This window comes from Saccharothrix sp. ALI-22-I (assembly GCF_001984175.1).
Taxonomy (GTDB): Bacteria; Actinomycetota; Actinomycetes; order Mycobacteriales; family Pseudonocardiaceae; genus Actinosynnema.
In genome coordinates, this window is the sequence record NZ_MTQP01000051.1 from 66,100 (window position 1) to 83,203 (window position 17,104).

The window sequence follows — 17,104 nt, forward strand, 5'->3', positions numbered from 1 at the left end:
TGCGGCTACTAGTGGGGGTTGTTCATGAGCCGGAAGTTGCTGGTCTGGTTGCACGTCGTCACGTCCACGGGCTGGATGTTCATGGCGTTGGCCTTGTTCGTCGTGGTGGATTACGCGCTGTCCGCGCCCGACCGGCTGTCGGCGTTCGACGCGGCGGTGCTGCTCGACGTCGAAGTGCTCCAGTTCATGGCCACCACGTCGGCGTTCAGCGGGCTGATGCTGTCCGGGCTCACCGTGTGGGGTTACTTCCGGCACTGGTGGGTGCTGGCGAAGTTCGTGATCACGTTCACCCAGCTGTACGTGGGGATCTTCGTGCTCAGCCCGAACCTGCACCCGGACGGCTCGCCGTTGCTGATGCGCGTCGGGTCGCTGCTGATGGCCTCGGCGCTGGCCTGCCAGGTGTGGCTGTCGGTGGCCAAGCCGTTCAAGCGGACGCCGTGGGCCTCACCGACCAAGCCGAAGGCCGCGCCGCCGTGGGGTTTCGCGTTGTGCCTGGCCGTGCCCGCGTTCGACTACGTGTTCGTCGAGTTCGTGCTGGGGCGGTCGATCCCGGCACTGTCCATGCTGATCGTGGTCGTGTACCCGATCGTCCGTGCCGCGCGCCGTCCCCAGGCACGCGGCACGGTCCGCGTCTAGAGCCGGGGGTCGACCGGCTCCGACTCCAGCGCGAGAACGGCGAACACGCACTCGTGCACGCGCCACAGCGGCTCGTCGCGGGCGACTCGCTCCAGCGCTTCCAGGCCCAGCGCGTACTCACGGATCGCGAGCGAGCGCTTGGCGCCCAGACCGCGCTTGCGCAGGCGTTCCAGGTTCTCCGGCTCGGTGTAGTCCGGGCCGTAGATGATCCGCAGGTACTCGCGCCCACGCACCTTCACGCCCGGCTGCACGAGACCGCGATCGCCGCGCACCAGGTTCGCCAACGGCTTGACCACCATGCCCTCGCCGCCGGCCGCGGTCAGCTCCTCCCACCAGCGGATACCCGCCGCGACCTGCTCGTCGTCGGTCGTGTCGACCACCAGGTGCCGGGTGCGGGTGAACAGGTCGCCCTGGAGCCGGCCGAGCACGTCCAGGTGCCACAGGTGGTCCCGGTCGTGGAACGTCCGGCCGCGTGCGGCGAGCAGTTGGAACGGCGCGATGCCGATCCCGGCCAGCCCGTCGGTCGACCGGACGTACCGCTGGTAGGCATCGCGGTAGCCGGTGGCGTTGGCCAGCCTGCTCTCCGTGCGGCGCAACAGTTCGGCGACGTCGATGCCGCGCTCGGCGGTCCGCGCGAGCACGTCCACCGCCACGCCGAGAGCGCCCGTGGCCGCCGCGCCGACCGAGGCGTACTGCTCCTTGATCAGCCCGGCCGCCTTGGCGTTCCACGGCAGCAGCTCGGAGTCGAGCAGCAGCCAGTCGGTGTCGAACTCCTCCCACAGACCGGCCCTGGTCACCTCCTCGCGAACGCGGGCCAGCAGCTCGTCGCCCAACGGCGGGTCGAAGAACGCACGGCCCGTGCGCGTGTGGATCACGCCTCCGTGGTCTTTGCGCACGAGGATCACCGCGCGCGACCCCATGTGCTTCTCCTCGCAGATCACCTCGCGCACGCCCGCGTTCCGGTACTCGGCGAAAGCGTCCTCGGGGTGCTCCAGCACATCCGGCCGCTGCGATGTCGCCGTCGGCGCCATCGTCGGCGGCAGGTACAGCAACGCGTGCGGGTCGATCGCGAAGCGGCTCATCACCTCCAACGCCGACGCGGCCTGCTCCGGGCGCACGCCGATCCGGCCCCGGTGGGCCGTCTCGACGAACCGGTGGCCGGTGACGTCGGACAGCGCGAGCACGTCCGGCTCACGGTCCGGCTCGGGCGCGACGAGCGGGCGCACCGGCTCGTACCAGACCTCGTGCGCGTCGACCGACACGACCTCGCGCTCCGGGTAGCGCAACGCGGTCAGCTTGCCGCCGAACACCACACCGGTGTCCAGGCACATGGTGTTGTTGATCCACTCCGCTTCGGGCGTGGGCGTGTGCCCGTAGAGCACGGTCGCCTTACCGCGGTACTCGGTCGCCCACGGGTAGCGCACCGGCAGGCCGTACTCGTCGGTCTCGCCGGTGGTGTCGCCGTAGAGCGCGAAGCTGCGCACTCGCGCGGACGCCCGGCCGTGGAAGTTCTCCGGCAGGCCCGCGTGCGCGATCACCAAGTCGCCGCCGTCGAGCACGTAGTGCGCGATCAGGCCGTCGCAGAACTGCTCGACGCGCTCGCGGAACTCCTCCGGCTCGGCCGCGAGCTGCGCCAGCGACTCGGCCAGACCGTGCTTGAGCTGCACGTTCCGGCCGCGCAGCGCGCGCACCAGCTTCTGCTCGTGGTTACCGCACACGGCGAACGCGTGACCCGCCTCCACCATGCCCATGACCAGCCGCAGCACACCCGGCGTGTCCGGGCCGCGGTCGACCAGGTCGCCGACGAACGCCGCGCGCCTGCCCGCCGGCGGGACGGCGTCCACCGGACGTCCCTCCTCGTCACGCACCAGCGCGTAGCCGAGCTTGACGAGCAGGTCCTCCAGTTCCGCGCGGCAGCCGTGCACGTCGCCGATCACGTCGAACGGGCCGGTCTCGTGGCGGAGGTCGTTGAGCAGCTTCTCCGGCACGATGACCGCTTCGTCCACTTCGGACTGCGTGCGCAGCACGTGCACCCGCTTGAAGCCCTCCTTGCCGAGGAACTTCAGCGACTTGCGCAACGCCATCCGGTGCCGGCGCACGACGTGCGCGCCGAAGTCGCGGTCCGGGCGGTCGGCGTTGCGCGCGAGGCAGACCTCCTCGGGGGTGTCCAGCACGATCGCGACCGGCAGCACGTTGTGCGCGCGGGCCAGCTCGACCAGGTGCGCGCGGTCGGCCCGCTGCACGTTCGTCGCGTCGATGACCGTGGTGCGGCCCGCGTCCAGCCGCTTGCCCGCCACGAAGTGCAGCACCTCGAACGCGGCGCCGGACGCCGACTGGTCGTTCTCGTCGTCGGCGACCAGCCCGCGGAAGTAGTCGCTGGACAGGATCTGGGTCGGCGCGAAGTGCCTGCGCGCGAACGTCGACTTGCCCGAGCCGGACGCGCCGACCAGCACCACCAGGCACAGGTCCGGGATCTTGAGTTCCATCAGTTCTCGTCCCCCACAACGAAGACCGCGAGCTGGGTCGGCGCGCCGCGCTCGTCGTCGACCGGTCCGATCGGCAGGTGGCGCACGGTGTAGCCGCGCCGCTGCGCGACACCGTTCGTCCAGTCCTCGAACTCGGCGCGGGTCCACTCGAAGCGGTGATCCGAGTGCCGGTGCTGGTTCTCGGGCAGCGTCTCGAACAGGGCGTTGTACTCGACGTTCGGCGTGGTGACCAGGACCGTGCGCGGGCGCGCGACGACGAACACCGAGTGCTCCAACGCGGGCAGGCGGTCCGGGTCGAGGTGTTCCACGACCTCCATCAGCACGGCGGCGTCGTAGCCCTTCAGCGCCGGGTCGGCGTAGGTCAGCGACGACTGGCGCAACGTGAGCCGGGCGCGTTGGCGGTCCGACATCCGGTCCACGTGGAGCTTGCGCTCCGCCGTGGCCAGTGCGCGCGAGGACACGTCGACGCCGTGGATGTGGGTGAACTCGGGGTGTTCGAGCAGGGCGCGCAGCAGCGCACCGCCACCGCAACCGAGGTCCAGGACCGTGCGTGCGCCGGCCTGCTTGAGCTGGTCGAGGACCGCTTCGCGGCGCTGGACGGCCAGCGAGACCTTCGGCTCGGTGAGCGCGTTGTCCAGTTCCTCCGGCTCGAGCTCCTCCACGTCGGCCAGGCGGGACAGCGCGGACTGCACCAGCGGACGGCTGCGCATCAGGTACCGGGTGGTGATCAGCTCACGGTCCGGGTGCGTGCCGAGCCACCCCTCCCCCGCGCGCAACAGCTTGTCCACCTCGTCCTGGGAGACCCAGTAGTGCTTGTTGCCGTCGAGCACGGGGAGGAGGACGTAGAGGTGCTTCAGGGCGTCGGACAGGGTGAGGGTGCCTGTGAGGGTGACGTCGGCGTAGCGCGAGTCCTCGCCGTCCCCGAGCGGGACGGGGACGATGCGCGTGGTCCAGCCGAGCGGCGTGAACAGGCGTTCCACCAGGCGGTGCGGCAGGACCGGGACGCGGACGGTGAGCGGGATCGGGGTGGCGGCCACGTCCTGGTGGCTCTTGCTGCGGCCGCTCATGGCGGTGCGGAAGACCGAGCCGAGGGCGACGGTCAGCAGCGAACCGGCGACGTACGGGCGGTCGTTGACGTACTGGGTGAGCGTGCTGCCGGGCCCGCGCACCAGCGCGACCGGATCGACCTCCAACAGCAGCGCGACCGTGCACTCCTCATCGTCCGCGCGCGGGTAGAAGACGTGCGCGGTGCCCGAGGAGGTGGTGAACGACTGCGCCCGTTCGGGATGTTTGTGCAGCAGGTGGCTGAGGGCGGTGGCCGGGCGGTGGGTCGTGGTCAGGGTGAGCAGCACACGGACCAGTGTGGACGAGCGGTTCTCGCGCCGCCGCCAAATTACGACGAGACCGGCTCAGGTGGACGACCGCGTTGTCCGGGGTCGTGGAGGTGCCCGGCCCTCACGGACCGGGCACCGCGATCACCAGGTCAGCGTGATCACCAGGCCGCCGGGAGACCCTGCAACCCGCCGACGAGCAGCCCTTCCACGCGCTTCAACTCCGCCGGCTCGACGGCGAGCTTCAGCGTCGGCAGCCGACGCAGCAGCACGTCGAGGACGACCTGCAACTCCGTGCGGGCCAACGCCTGCCCGAGGCACGAGTGCGCACCGGCGCCGAAGGACAGGTGGGGGTTCGGGGTGCGGGCGAGGTCCATCTCGTCGGCACGCTCGAACGCCTTCTCGTCCCGGTTGGCGGCGGCCATGCTGCACACCACCGTCGTCCCGGCCGGGACCACGGTGTCGCCGATCTCGAAGTCGGCGTCGATGTAGCGCAGCATGCCGAACCCGGCGTTGACGTCGAGCCGCAACGCCTCCTCCGACGCGGAACGCACGAGCGACGGGTTCGCCAGCAGCGCCTCCCAGCGGGACCGGTCGGACAGCAGCATCGCCATCATCTTGGCGATCATGTTGGCGGTGGTCTCGTGCCCGGCCACCAGCAGGCCCTGGCCGGCCGCCACCAGGATGCCGTCGGGCAGCGGCCGGCCCTCGGCGTCGGTGTAGGTGATCAGCTCGCTGAGCAGGTCGTCGCCCGGGTTCAGGCGCTTGGCCGCGACGTGGCCCGCCAGGTACGCGCCGAACTCGGCCTGCGCCTTGCCGATCTCCTCCCGCGTGTACCGGGTCATGCTGAGCAGGGTGTCCGACCAGTAGGCGAACTTGTCCCGGTCCGAGTCCGGCACGCCGAGGATCTCGCAGATCACCCACACCGGCAGCGGGAAGGCGAAGGCCGCCTTGAGGTCCGCCGGCTGCCCCTTCTCCAGCATCGCGTCGATGAGCTCGTCGGCCATCGCCTCGATCTGGGGCCGCAGCGCGGCCATGCGCTTGGCGGTGAAGTACCTGTTGAGCAGGCGCCGCCACTGCTGGTGCGCCTCGCCGTGCTGCGGGAGCACCGTCGCCATCTCGCTGTTGAACACCCCGCCGGACTCGTCCTCCGAGACCCGGGCCCCTCTCAGTGATCAATTCGAGTTGAGTCAATCGACTGACTTAAGCATGCCCCACGTCCTGCCGCGACGCAACGTGATGAACCGATTGCGAACAGGAACGAACCTCGCGTTTGTGGCGAACGGGCGAAGCACCACTTCGTCACGGGGCAGCGGTCACCGCGCGGAGCCGGAGGGGGACACCTCCGGCCGACGCGCTACCGGTCGATCAGCGCCGAGGGGCGGCGGTGCACGGGGCCGTCCACAGGCCCGTGATCGCGTCGATGAGCCCCGTGGCGGCCTCGTCCCAAGTGGACCTCGGCGTCAGGGCGCTCTCGGCGACGGCACGCTCGCGCTCGGCGCAGACGTGCACGATGAGGTGACGGATCATGTGGCTGCGATCCGCGCGCACGTCGTCCGGTATGTCGGGCGTGAGCTCGGTGAGGTTGTCCAGAACCTGCCGCAACGACACATCGGCGAGGGCTTCGGCGGACATCATCTCCCGGAAGGCGGGATCGGTCAGGACCTGCGCGCTGAACCTGGCGAACCAGGTCGGGTCGCCCAGTGACGCCAGGTGCGTGATGGTCGGGCGCACCAGGCAGGCCACCCAGTCCCGCGCGTCCCGCGACCCGGCGGCGGCGGACACCATCTCCTGCCGCAGCAACTCGACCCGGACGGTGTGCCTGCGCACGATGGCCCGCACCAGGTCGGCCTTGGTGCCGAAGTGGTAACCGACGGCCGCGTTGTTGCCCTGTCCCGCGGCGGCGCTGATCTGGCGGTTGGACACCGCGTACAGCCCCTGCTCGGCGAACAACCGCTCCGCCGTGGTGAGGATCTGCTGCCGAGTGGCTCCTACCTGCTCCGCCCTCGGGGTTCTGCCGACGTCCGTCACCACGACCACCACCGTACAGGCAGCTCGGGCGAGTCACGGATCGCGGAGTACGGGTCGCCGACCGGCCGCGCGGGCAACCTCCCGCCCTTGGTCTTCCTCACGGGTGACCTCCTCCACATCGACCTCGTCGCGCTCCCCGGCGGCACCGGGAGGATTAGCCTAAGTCAATCAACTGATTTAATTCTAGTCCTGTCCCCCTCCCGACGGAGGCCCCGCCATGTCCAGTGCACGTGTCCGCACCAGCGGCCCGTCCGCCCCACCGGCGGCGAACACCGTCGTGGTGGTGCTCGCCTTCGCGGGCATCACCGTGGCGCTCATGCAGACGATCGTCATCCCCCTGATCCCGCAACTGCCCCGACTGCTGAACGCCTCGGCGGCGGACACCGCGTGGGCGATCACCGCCACGCTGCTCGCCGCCTCCGTCGCCACGCCGACCGTCGGCCGCCTGGGCGACATGTACGGCAAGCGGCGGATGCTCCTGATCAGCCTGGCGCTGCTGGTCGTGGGCTCGGTCGTCGGCGCGCTGAGCGACAGCCTCGGGCCCATGGTCGTGGGGCGGGTCCTGCAAGGCATGGCCGCGGGCGTCATCCCGCTGGGCATCAGCATCATGCGCGACGAGCTGCCCCCGGAACGGCTCGGTTCGGCCACCGCGGTGATGAGCGCGTCGCTGGGTGTGGGTGGCGCGCTGGGCCTGCCCGCAGCGGCCCTGCTGGCCGACCGGGTGGACTGGCACATGCTCTCCCACGCCTCCTTGTTGCCAGAACAGCAACACGGCTTGCCAGTTCGGTGCACCGGCTCGCATGGTGGTCGTGGAGGTGGTCGTCGTGACCGATCAGTTGAACGACAGCTACGACGTGGTGGTGGTCGGCGGTGGCGCCGCGGGCTTGAACGGGGCGTTGATGCTCACCCGGTCCCGGCGGTCGGTGGTGGTGATCGACGGTGGCAAGCCGCGCAACGCCCCGGCCTCGGGCGTGCACGGGCTGCTGGCCCGGGACGGAATGCCGCCGGCCGAGCTGCTGGAACGAGGCCGGGCGGAAGTCCGCGGCTACGGCGGTCACGTGGTGTCCGGCGAAGTGGAAACCGTGGCGCGCGCGGACACCGGGTTCACGGTGACGCTGGCCGACGGCCGCACGGTCCGCGCGCGAAGGTTGCTGGTGGCCACCGGGCTGGTCGACGAACTGCCGGACGTGCCGGGACTGCGGGAACGCTGGGGCCGGGATGTCGTGCACTGCCCGTACTGCCACGGCTGGGAGGTCCGTGACCAGGCGATCGGCGTGCTGGCCAGCGGGCCGATGGCGGTGCACCAGGCGTTGCTGTTCCGGCAACTGAGCGCCGACGTCACGTTCTTCTCCCACACCACGCCGCCGCTCGACGACGAGCAGGCGGAGCAACTGGCAGCCCGGGGCATCAACGTCGTGCACGGCGAGGTGGCGTCCCTGGAAGTCGCCGAGGACCGGATCGTCGGCGTGCGACTAGGCGACGGCAAGGTCGTCAACCTCCAGGTGGTGACGGTCGCGACGCGGATGGTGGCGCGGGCCGGCTTCCTGGCAGCACTGGGGCTGCTACCGGCCGAGCACCCGTCCGGGTTCGGCGAGCACATCCCGACCGACGCGACCGGCCGCACCGACGTGCCGGGGGTGTGGTTCGCGGGCAACGTCACCGATCTGCTCGCGCAGGTCGGTAGCGCCGCAGCGGCGGGGGCCGCGGCGGGAGCCCAGATCAACGCCGATCTCGTCACCGAGGACACCCGGTGGGCAGTCGCCGCCCACCCGTTCTCCGCCGCGTCCGAAGCACGTGTCGCCGAGCTCGTGATGGGCAGCCGCCGCCACGGGCTGTGAGCGGTTCACCGGGCGACGTTGACAGCACGGCGTCGCCCGGCCTGTTCAACTGGACCGAGTACTGCCACAAGCTGCTGGACGCGCCGAACGACCAGGTGCGCGGCCCGATCTCGCGGACGCTGTGCGCCGGCTACAACCGCTCCACGCTGCTGACCAACCCGAACCAGCCCGGCACCGGGAACAGCGGCTTCTACCAGGACGCGGTGACCAACCACTACTCGCGCAAGATCCACGCCCAGATGGCCGACGGCAAGGCGTACGGCTTCGCGTTCGACGACGTCGGCGCGCACGAGTCGCTGGTCCACGACGGCAACCCGCAGCAGGCCTACATCACGCTCGACCCGTTCAACTAGAGGCCAGACCGCCGCTCGGGCCACGACACCGTGGCCCGAGCGGCCCCCTCACCGCGGATCGACCCTGGTCGCGGTGTCGCCGAAGACGAACGGGGACGGCTCGCACTCGGCGATGAAGTCGCCGGGGAACCCGAGCTCGAACTCCGTCGCCGCCTCCAGCCGCTTGATCGCGTCATCGGACAGGGTGAGGTCGAGCGCGCCGAGGTTCTCGGTGAGCTGCGCGACGCTGCTCACGCCGACCAGCGGCAGCACCGCACGGGACTTGCCGCGCGTCCACGCGAGGGCCACCTGGGCCGGGCGGACCCCCAGCTCGTCGGCGACCTCCCGGACCGCCTTGGCCGCCGCACGTTCGCGCTCGGTCAGCGACGCCGGGTCCACCCGCTTCGAGGTCGGCGATCCGGCTGGTGCGTCGGCGGCGCCGGACAGCTTGCCGGCCGCGAGCGGCGCCCACGCGGTCACGCTCAGCCCGAGCGCCTCGGCCATCGGCAGCAGTTCCCGCTCGGCGTCCCGTTTCAGCAGGTTGTAGGGCACTTGGAGGCCGGCGAACGGTGTCCAGTCGCGCCACTGCGCGAGGGTGTTGGCGCGGGAGACGACCCAGGCCGGGGCGTCGGAGATGCCGATGTAGAGGATCTTCCCCGCGCGGACCGCGTCGTCGAGCGCGCGCATGGTCTCCTCGACCGGGGTGTGCCGGTCCCAGATGTGCACCCAGTAGATGTCGATGTAGTCGGTGCGCAGCCGGTGCAGGCTCTGTTCCAGTGACAGCGCCAGGTTCTTGCGGTGGTTGCCCGAGGCGTTCGGGTCGGCGGCGTCACGCGACAACGTGTACTTGGTGCCGATGACGAACCTGTCGCGGCGCTCGACGATCGAGCCGAGCAGTTCCTCACTGGGCCCATAGGCCGACGCGGTGTCCAGGACGTTGCCGCCCGCGTCGGCGTAGGCGTCCACGATGCGCCGCGACTCGGCGGGGTCGCTGAAGGTCATGGTGCCCAGCAGGAGTTCCGACACGCGCAACCCGGTCTGGCCGAAGAGCCGGTACCTCATGTTCATGCCCCACAGCCTGGAACGGCGGGGCCACCGGAGGGAGGCCCCGGCGGGGACCCTCTCCGCGCGGCGCGACCTAGACTCGGCGACCATGAACGTGCTGGGAGGGTTCCTGCGTGCCCGGAGGGAGACGATCACCCCGTCCGAGGTCGGGCTGCCGACCGGCACGCGTCGCCGCACACCGGGCCTGCGGCGCGGCGAACTGGCCGATCTCGCGGGCATCAGCGTCGAGTACCTGACCCGCCTGGAACGCGGTCGCGACCGGCACCCGTCGGCGCAGGTCCTCGGTGCGCTGGCCGATGCGTTGGGGCTCTCGTCCCACGAGCGCGTGCACCTGCACCGGCTGGTGAAGGCGGGCAGCGGCATGACGTGCCCGGCGACCGCCCCGCTTCCGGTGCGCCCCACCGTGCTGGCGATGCTCGACCGGCTGGAGCCCACGCCCGCGTTCGTCGCCGACGCGCAGGGCGACGTGCTCGCCAGTACGGCCGGCTTCCGGTGGTTGGCCGCGCCGGTGGGTCTGCTCGACGCCGACCAGCCCAACCTCACGCGGTTCGTGTTCGGCGACCCCAGGGCGCGCACGGTGTTCCCGGACTGGGAACGGGTGGCCGACGAACGGGCCGGCGCCCTGCGTGCCGCGGCCGACCTGGGCGACGGCGCGGCGGCCGTGCTCGCCGAGGAGCTGTCGATCACCGCGGGCACCGAGTTCGGCCGCCGCTTCAGCGCCTCCGCCGTGCTGCCCTCCGGGACGGGGGTCGAACGGTGGCGGCACCCCGAGGCGGGCGAGCTGCGGCTGGCCTACGAGAGCCTGACCGTGCCCGGCGACGAGGACCACCGCCTGGTCGTCTACCTGCCCGCCGACGCCACGACGTCCCACACCCTCTCGTCGCACGCCCTGGCGCACACGTCGTAAGCCCTACAGCACCGCTGCCAACTGCTCCACGGCCTGCAGGGGATCTGCGCCCATGGGGAAGAGCACGACGCTGTCCACGCCCGCGGCGAACAGCTCGTCCAGCCGTTTCCGCGCGTCCTCGGGCGTGCCGGTCACCGAGAGCTGTCGCACCCACTCCTCCGGCAGCCGGCGCACGAACTCCTCCCGGCTCCCGCACTCCCGGCGCAGTGCCGCGAACTCCTCCGCGAACGGCAGCGGGGCCAGGTGCGGCGCCCAGTCGGGCTCACCGATCCACTCCAGTCCGGCCCGGACCGCCTCGACCGCCACGCCCGCGTCCGCGTGGACGGCGGCCACGTTGTACCCCACGAGCCGATGAGGCCGCCGCGCGTCGACGTGCTTGAGCGCCGCGCGGGCGTACTCCGGCGTCGTCGGCTCGGCCAGGATCGTCCCGTCCGCCACCCGCCCGGACAGGGCGAGCGACCGCGGCCCCCGCACCCCGGCGAGGATGAGCGGCGCGTTCTCCGGCACGCACGCGGCCTCCAGCCTCACGGCGTCCAACGCGACGTACTCACCCCGCTCGACCACGTCCCCGCGCACCAGGGCGATCACCGCGCGGAGGTACTCCTCCAACAACGTCAGCGGACTGGCCGGCCACTCCCCCACCGACCGCATCCACCCCGGCATGCCGTGCCCGATGCCGACGTCGACCCGTCCGGGGAACAGCTGGGCGAGCGTCGCGATCTCCATGGCCGCGAACGCCGCGTTGCGCGCCCCGACCGGCAGCAGCCCGATGCCGACCCGGATGCTGGTCGTGGCCGCCAACACCGCCGCGGTCTGGGCGACGCCCCCGCGAAACCCCAGGTCCTCCACCACCCACAGCTCGTCGAACCCGAGTTCGTCCGCGTGCCGTGCGAACGGCAACACCTGCGAGGGTTCGAGGTCGCGGGGGAGCATCACCCCGACCGATCCGGAACGACTCAACACAGACCCCTTCGGCAGACCGGCCTTGATCGTAGCCGGCCGGACCGCGACGCGCGGCCCGGCACGCGACGACCGGTCAGTCGTTGCCGGCCTCCAAGGCGGCGTGGTCGAGCAGCTCGTCGTCGGCGACTTCGCCGCGGGAGGCGATCGCCTCGGCGCCGCCCTCGGGCATCGCGCCGATCAGCTCGGTCGGGGTGACCTGGGTGGCGCCGATCAAGGACGCCTGCGGGCTGCCGACCATGCCGAGTGCGGCGTACTGCTCCAGCTTGGCGCGGGAGTCGGCGATGTCGAGGTTGCGCATGGTCAGCTGGCCGATGCGGTCGACCGGGCCGAACGCGGAGTCCTCGGTCCGCTCCATGGACAGCTTGTCCGGGTGGTAGCTGAACGCGGGCCCGGTGGTGTCCAGGATCGAGTAGTCCTCACCGCGGCGCAGGCGGAAGGTGACCTCGCCGGTGACCGCCGTGCCGACCCAGCGCTGCAACGACTCGCGCACCATCAGCGCCTGCGGGTCCAGCCAGCGGCCTTCGTACAGCAGCCGGCCCAGCTTGCGGCCCTCGTTGTGGTAGGCGGCGACGGTGTCCTCGTTGTGGATCGCGTTGACCAGTCGCTCGTAGGCGGCGTGCAGCAACGCCATGCCCGGCGCCTCGTAGATGCCGCGGCTCTTGGCCTCGATGACCCGGTTCTCGATCTGGTCTGACATGCCCAGGCCGTGCCGGCCGCCGATGGCGTTGGCCTCCAGCACCAGGTCGACGGCGGACCCGAACTCCTTGCCGTTGATCGTGACCGGCCGGCCCTGCTCGAAGCCGATCGAGACGTCCTCGGTGGGGATCTCGACGGCGGGGTCCCAGAACCGCACACCCATGATCGGGTCGACGAGTTCGATGCCCGCGTCGAGGTGTTCGAGCGCCTTGGCCTCGTGCGTCGCGCCCCAGATGTTCGCGTCGGTGGAGTACGCCTTCTCGGTGCTGGCCCGGTACGGCAGGTCGCGGGCGAGCAACCACTCGGACATCTCCTTGCGGCCGCCGAGCTCGCCGACGAACTCGGCGTCCAGCCACGGCTTGTAGATCCGCAGGGAGGGGTTGGCCAACAGGCCGTAGCGGTAGAACCGCTCGATGTCGTTGCCCTTGTAGGTCGAGCCGTCGCCCCAGATCTGGACGTCGTCGTCGAGCATGGCGCGCACCAGCATGGTGCCCGTGACCGCCCGGCCGAGCGGGGTGGTGTTGAAGTAGGCACGACCGCCGGACCGGATGTGGAACGCCCCGCAGGCCAGCGCCGCGAGCCCCTCCTCCACGAGCGCCGCGCGGCAGTCGACCAGCCGGGCGATCTCCGCGCCGTACGCCGCGGCGCGCCCCGGCACAGACTCGATGTCCGGCTCGTCGTACTGACCGATGTCAGCGGTGTACGTGCACGGCACCGCGCCCTTCTCACGCATCCACGCGACCGCCACCGAGGTGTCGAGGCCACCGGAGAAGGCAATGCCGACGCGCTCGTCGGCGGGGAGGGAAGTGAGCACCTTGGACACGATCCGAATTATGCACGACACTGCATGACCATTCACACCCGGGTCATGAGACCTGGCCTCACCGCTCTCAGCGACGTGAGAGCTGTGCCGGATCGATGCTGGGGAACGACGCCTCACCGCCGGTGAGCGCGGTCCAGATCGGCAGGACCAACGCGACGAAGGTGATCAGTCCGAAAGACCATCGGGGCAGGTCACCGAGCCCGAAGGCGTCGAGCAGCCGGTGCAGCCGGCCGGATCGGGGCGAAGCCTCGTGCACACCGTCCAGGGCGGCGAAGTCCAGGCGGAGCGCGACGAACACCATCACCAGCGCGAACAGTGCCACGTCGGCGAGCGGCACCCAGTCGGGGACGCCGTCGGACGCGCGGGTGGCCCAGAAGAGGATCACGGGCGTGGTGGCGTAGGTCAGCACCAGGGGTAGGGCCTTGACCAGGCCACGCCGGCCGGGGAGGTGCTGCCAGGCGAGGCCGAGTGCCGCGGCGGCCAGCAGCCACTCGACCACTTCCCACGCGACGGTGTCGATCAGGCCGAGGACGACGGAGTCCTGTTGGTCGACCGACAGGAGCGGGTAGGTGACCCACTTGGTGATCAACAGCCCCGCGCCGGCGATGGCCGAGGGCAGGGCGGCGAACCGGACGGCGGTTGCCATGTTGGCCGAGGGTGCCCCACCGGGACCGGCCGCGATCAGCACGTGCGCGGGTGTGGGCGTCGGCGCACGTGCGGGCCGGTCGGTGTACCACTGCTTGGCGCGGTGCCGCAGGTGCTCCAGCCGCAGGTCACCGGTCTCGACGGAGGGGCGGTCGAGCACCGGCGGCCACAGCCGGGACCACAGCAGCCAGAACAGGGCGATGGCGACCGCGCCCAGCACCCAGACCCACCACCAGATGCCCCACAGCTGGACGTCCCACCACATCGGCCCGATCGCGAACAGCACGATCGCGGCGCCCACCGGGGACTGCCGCCCACGCGACCAGGCTCAACAGCAGGACGTCCGCCGCCCAGGCGATGACCGGCCAGACCGGGGCGTCGGCGGGCAGGACAGCGTCGGTCACGGCCTGCGCGCCTGCCAGTAACACCAGGTAGGGCAGGGGGCGGACGGCTCGGCGAGCGCGTCGGCCGGCGACGGACTCGAACATCGCGGCGGGTCCGCGCGGCCGGCGCACGTGCCATCGCACGACCATGCAGAAGATCAACGCGGACAGCCAGTACGCGCCCCAGGTGAAGGGCTTGTGCGCCCGGTCGGTCGCGCGCACGGTGATGGCGCTCCGCGTGTCCGGGCGTAGTTCGGCGGAGACGACCCGGTGGTCTTCCTGGGAAGGCGGCAACACGCGGTCCCGTGAGGCGATCGGAGTGGGCCGCTGCCATCGCAGCTCCGAGTCGCCCAGTTCGGCCGACCGCCATGGCCGTGGAGCGGACAACGCGGTGAGCGCCCACCTGCTCGACCACTCGCGAACATGCCGCCAAGCCGCGGCCAAGTGATCGGCCAACGACCGGACCAGCCGGCCGGGATGACGCAGACACGTGACGAGCGAGATCGTGAGCCGGCGAGTCGTGCGCCACGGGTGGTGGCGCAACTCCGCCAGGAAACGACGGCGGGCACGGGCACGGCGCGGGCTCGACCCCACCAACGACCTCGCTTCGACACAGACGGCGGATACCTCACTATCGGCGAGGCGCACGGCTCGTTAGCCGGCCTACCGCATCACGGTCCGCTGTGGACGAACGACGCCCACGCCGCGGGTGTGTCGGGGTAGCGGTCGCGCAGGCCGATCACCCCGACCGGCCCCTGCGCCGTCCCTCTTCCTCGTCGGCAGCCGCCACGCCTACGAACTCGAAAGCGAGCAGGTGCGCACGCTCGCTGAGGAGTGCCCGGCGCGCGCTCGGTCCGGTAGGCGATGTCGGGTCTGGGGTGGCGTCGTGCGAGCGAGGCGGGCGGGAACCAGATCATGCTGCCCAGCTCGACGAGGTTGAAGATCTGCGCCAGGTCCTGGGGCATGGAGCCGAGCGTGGTGGGAGCGGGCTGGAGGCCGCCTTGGTCGGCCGGTGTTCCATCGGGCAGGATTCGGCCGGCCAGATCGGCCAGGCGCAGGTCCGAGCGGTCCGCCAGCGGGTCCGTCGCCGCCGGCGCGACCAGGCGGGGCTCGGTCAGCAGCGGCTCAAGCCGGCCGTCTTGGCCTGAGCCGCGCGGGCACCGTCCCGAGTGGACGCATTCCACCGAATGCACCACTGTGCGCGCCAAATTTGCAGACTGCCGTACCGCAGCCAAAGCGGTGGCATTTCTTCGGGCTGCCGCAGCGCCCCCTCGCGCGCCTGTGGTCCGACGGGTTCGCGCTGTCACCCTCAGTCGGCTGACTCTCACGCGTTGGAGGATTGAGTGAAGCGCAATATCGTTGGCGTGAAAGGCTTACTCGGCGCCGTGGCACTCGCGGTCGGGGTGGTGACGTCCGCCCCGCAGGCCGCCGCCGCGGCGGAGGCGGACGTCGCCCCGGCGGCGGCGGGCACGGCGGTTCCGGGGCACTACCTGGTGGTGCTGAAGGACGACGTGGCCGTCCAGGCCGCGGACCTGACGACGAAGCACGGCGGCAAGGTGACCGCCACGTGGCGGCACGCGTTGCGCGGGTTCGCCGTCGCCGCGAGCGAGACCGAGGCCAGGCGCCTCGCCGCGGACCCGGCGGTGAAATCGGTGAGCCAGGACGCCCTGGTCCACGCCCTCGACACCCAGCCGAACCCGCCGTCGTGGGGGCTGGACCGGATCGACCAGCGCGACCTGCCGCTGAACTCGTCCTACAGCTACGACACGACGGCCGCGAACGTCCACGCGTACGTCATCGACACCGGCATCCGCACCACGCACACGACGTTCGGCGGCCGGGCGACGTGGGGCTACGACGCCATCGACGGCACCAACACCGACTGCAACGGCCACGGCACGCACGTGGCGGGCACCATCGGCGGCAGCCAGTACGGCGTGGCGAAGGCCGTGCGGCTGGTCGCCGTGCGGGTGCTCAACTGCGCGGGCTCGGGCACGTTCGCCCAGGTCGTCAGCGGCGTCGACTGGGTGACCGCGAACGCCGTCAAGCCCGCCGTGGCCAACATGAGCCTGGGCGCGACGGCCTCCGCCGCCACCGCTCCGCTGGAGGCGGCCGTCCGCAACTCCATCGCGTCTGGTGTCACCTACGCCATCGCGTCGGGCAACTCCACCGCCGACGCGTGCGGCTACAGCCCGGCGCTGGTGAGCCAGGCGATCACCGTGAACGCCTCGACCAGCGGGGACGCGCGGGCCTCCTTCTCCAACTTCGGCTCGTGCACGGACCTGTTCGCGCCGGGCCAGGCCATCACGTCGGCGTGGAGCAGCAACGACACCGCCACCAACACCATCAGCGGCACGTCCATGGCCACCCCGCACGTGGCCGGCGCCGCCGCCCTCTACCTGGCGACGCACCCGACCGACGCGCCGGCGACCGTGCAGGCGGCGCTGATCAACGCCACCACGCCGAACAAGATCAGCGATCCGCGCGCCGGCTCCCCGAACCGCCTGCTCTACACCGGATCGGCACCGGGCGGCCCGGCCACCGTCACCGTGATCCGCTACTGGAAGTCCCCCGACCACCTCAGCTCCACGACCGGTGGCCCCTCGGGTGCGGTCACGGAAGGCTCCCTGGGCCGCCTCCTGACCGCGCAGGCCCCCGGCACCCACCCGCTGTACCGCTGCGCGGTCAACTGGGACAACTTCACCTCGTACGACGTGAACTGCGAAGGCCGAACGCGGGTCGGCCTGCTCGGCTACGCCTACGACAACCCGACCCCCGACACCCACCCGATCTACCGCTGCGTGGTGCTGGGCACGGGTGACCACATGGAGTCCTACGACGTCAACTGCGAGGGCCAAGCCGGCGAAGGCAGCCTCGGCTACTTCCTCAACTGACCCATCACCCGGCAAAGCGGAATCCGCTGAGCTGCGGCCGGTGGGTGGGAGCCGGAAGCTCCACCCACCGGCCG

Annotated in this window: 14 protein-coding genes and 2 pseudogenes; 7 read left to right on the plus strand and 9 right to left on the minus strand. The window is 71.3% G+C overall.

From position 1 onward, the window contains the following. Positions 1–24: 24 nt before the first annotated feature. Complete coding sequence (locus ALI22I_RS11360) at positions 25–636, plus strand: hypothetical protein (RefSeq protein WP_077005429.1); 612 nt, start codon at positions 25–27, stop codon at positions 634–636. On the opposite strand, the gene ALI22I_RS11365 is transcribed toward ALI22I_RS11360, so the two are convergent. The 4 genes and pseudogenes from ALI22I_RS11365 to ALI22I_RS11380 form a co-directional block, all read right to left on the minus strand. After that, complete coding sequence (locus ALI22I_RS11365; RefSeq protein WP_077005430.1) at positions 633–3,122, minus strand: polynucleotide kinase-phosphatase; 2,490 nt, start codon at positions 3,120–3,122, stop codon at positions 633–635. The two genes, ALI22I_RS11360 and ALI22I_RS11365, sit on opposite strands and share 4 nt — an antisense overlap. Beyond that, a complete protein-coding gene (locus ALI22I_RS11370; RefSeq protein ID WP_077005431.1) occupies positions 3,122–4,474 on the minus strand; it encodes a 3' terminal RNA ribose 2'-O-methyltransferase Hen1 in 1,353 nt (450 codons plus the stop codon). Before ALI22I_RS11370 ends, ALI22I_RS11365 begins: the two co-directional genes overlap by 1 nt. A 140-nt stretch (positions 4,475–4,614) precedes the next feature. Then, positions 4,615–5,616, minus strand: a pseudogene (locus tag ALI22I_RS11375) (cytochrome P450); the annotation flags it as partial. 205 nt (positions 5,617–5,821) lie between these two features. Continuing rightward, positions 5,822–6,496, minus strand: a complete 675-nt coding sequence (locus ALI22I_RS11380) for a TetR/AcrR family transcriptional regulator (RefSeq protein ID WP_443216926.1) — start codon at positions 6,494–6,496, stop codon at positions 5,822–5,824. A 205-nt stretch (positions 6,497–6,701) separates the two neighbouring features. On the opposite strand from ALI22I_RS11380, the pseudogene ALI22I_RS11385 reads away from it, so the two are divergent. The 3 genes and pseudogenes from ALI22I_RS11385 to ALI22I_RS11395 form a co-directional block, all read left to right on the plus strand. After that, positions 6,702–7,223, plus strand: a pseudogene (locus ALI22I_RS11385) (MFS transporter); the annotation flags it as partial. Positions 7,224–7,284: 61 nt separating this feature from the next. Then, on the plus strand, positions 7,285–8,322 hold the full coding sequence (locus ALI22I_RS11390) for an NAD(P)/FAD-dependent oxidoreductase (protein WP_202970938.1): 1,038 nt from the start codon (positions 7,285–7,287) through the stop codon (positions 8,320–8,322). After that, positions 8,319–8,675 carry a beta-1,3-glucanase family protein gene (locus ALI22I_RS11395; RefSeq protein WP_238598306.1) on the plus strand — a complete coding sequence of 119 codons (357 nt, stop codon included), beginning with the start codon at positions 8,319–8,321 and terminating at the stop codon, positions 8,673–8,675. The genes ALI22I_RS11390 and ALI22I_RS11395 overlap by 4 nt, the downstream gene beginning before the upstream one ends. 48 nt (positions 8,676–8,723) lie before the next feature. Here ALI22I_RS11395 and ALI22I_RS11400 read toward each other — a convergent pair whose 3' ends face one another. After that, positions 8,724–9,722, minus strand: a complete 999-nt coding sequence (locus ALI22I_RS11400) for an aldo/keto reductase (RefSeq protein ID WP_202970939.1) — start codon at positions 9,720–9,722, stop codon at positions 8,724–8,726. An 85-nt stretch (positions 9,723–9,807) separates the two neighbouring features. On the opposite strand from ALI22I_RS11400, the gene ALI22I_RS11405 reads away from it, so the two are divergent. Then, positions 9,808–10,626 carry a helix-turn-helix domain-containing protein gene (locus tag ALI22I_RS11405; RefSeq protein ID WP_077005491.1) on the plus strand — a complete coding sequence of 273 codons (819 nt, stop codon included), beginning with the start codon at positions 9,808–9,810 and terminating at the stop codon, positions 10,624–10,626. A 3-nt stretch (positions 10,627–10,629) separates the two neighbouring features. Here ALI22I_RS11405 and ALI22I_RS11410 read toward each other — a convergent pair whose 3' ends face one another. The 3 genes from ALI22I_RS11410 to ALI22I_RS11420 form a co-directional block, all read right to left on the minus strand. Beyond that, entirely contained in the window at positions 10,630–11,586 is a 957-nt protein-coding gene (locus ALI22I_RS11410) for an LLM class flavin-dependent oxidoreductase (protein ID WP_238598307.1), read from the minus strand. Positions 11,587–11,662: 76 nt separating this feature from the next. Continuing rightward, the gene (argG, locus tag ALI22I_RS11415; RefSeq protein WP_077005433.1) at positions 11,663–13,108 is read right to left on the minus strand and encodes an argininosuccinate synthase; all 1,446 of its coding nucleotides are present in this window, start codon (positions 13,106–13,108) and stop codon (positions 11,663–11,665) included. Positions 13,109–13,175: 67 nt separating this feature from the next. Further along, on the minus strand, positions 13,176–14,054 hold the full coding sequence (locus ALI22I_RS11420) for a DUF6185 family protein (protein ID WP_077005434.1): 879 nt from the start codon (positions 14,052–14,054) through the stop codon (positions 13,176–13,178). A gap of 230 nt (positions 14,055–14,284) precedes the next feature. On the opposite strand from ALI22I_RS11420, the gene ALI22I_RS49070 reads away from it, so the two are divergent. Continuing rightward, entirely contained in the window at positions 14,285–14,584 is a 300-nt protein-coding gene (locus ALI22I_RS49070; RefSeq protein WP_143532140.1) for a hypothetical protein, read from the plus strand. 223 nt (positions 14,585–14,807) lie between these two features. On the opposite strand, the gene ALI22I_RS50695 is transcribed toward ALI22I_RS49070, so the two are convergent. Beyond that, the gene (locus ALI22I_RS50695; protein ID WP_179118195.1) at positions 14,808–15,320 is read right to left on the minus strand and encodes a hypothetical protein; all 513 of its coding nucleotides are present in this window, start codon (positions 15,318–15,320) and stop codon (positions 14,808–14,810) included. Between the two features lie 180 nt (positions 15,321–15,500). On the opposite strand from ALI22I_RS50695, the gene ALI22I_RS11430 reads away from it, so the two are divergent. After that, positions 15,501–17,030 carry a S8 family peptidase gene (locus tag ALI22I_RS11430; RefSeq protein WP_077005436.1) on the plus strand — a complete coding sequence of 510 codons (1,530 nt, stop codon included), beginning with the start codon at positions 15,501–15,503 and terminating at the stop codon, positions 17,028–17,030. Positions 17,031–17,104 lie beyond the last annotated feature (74 nt).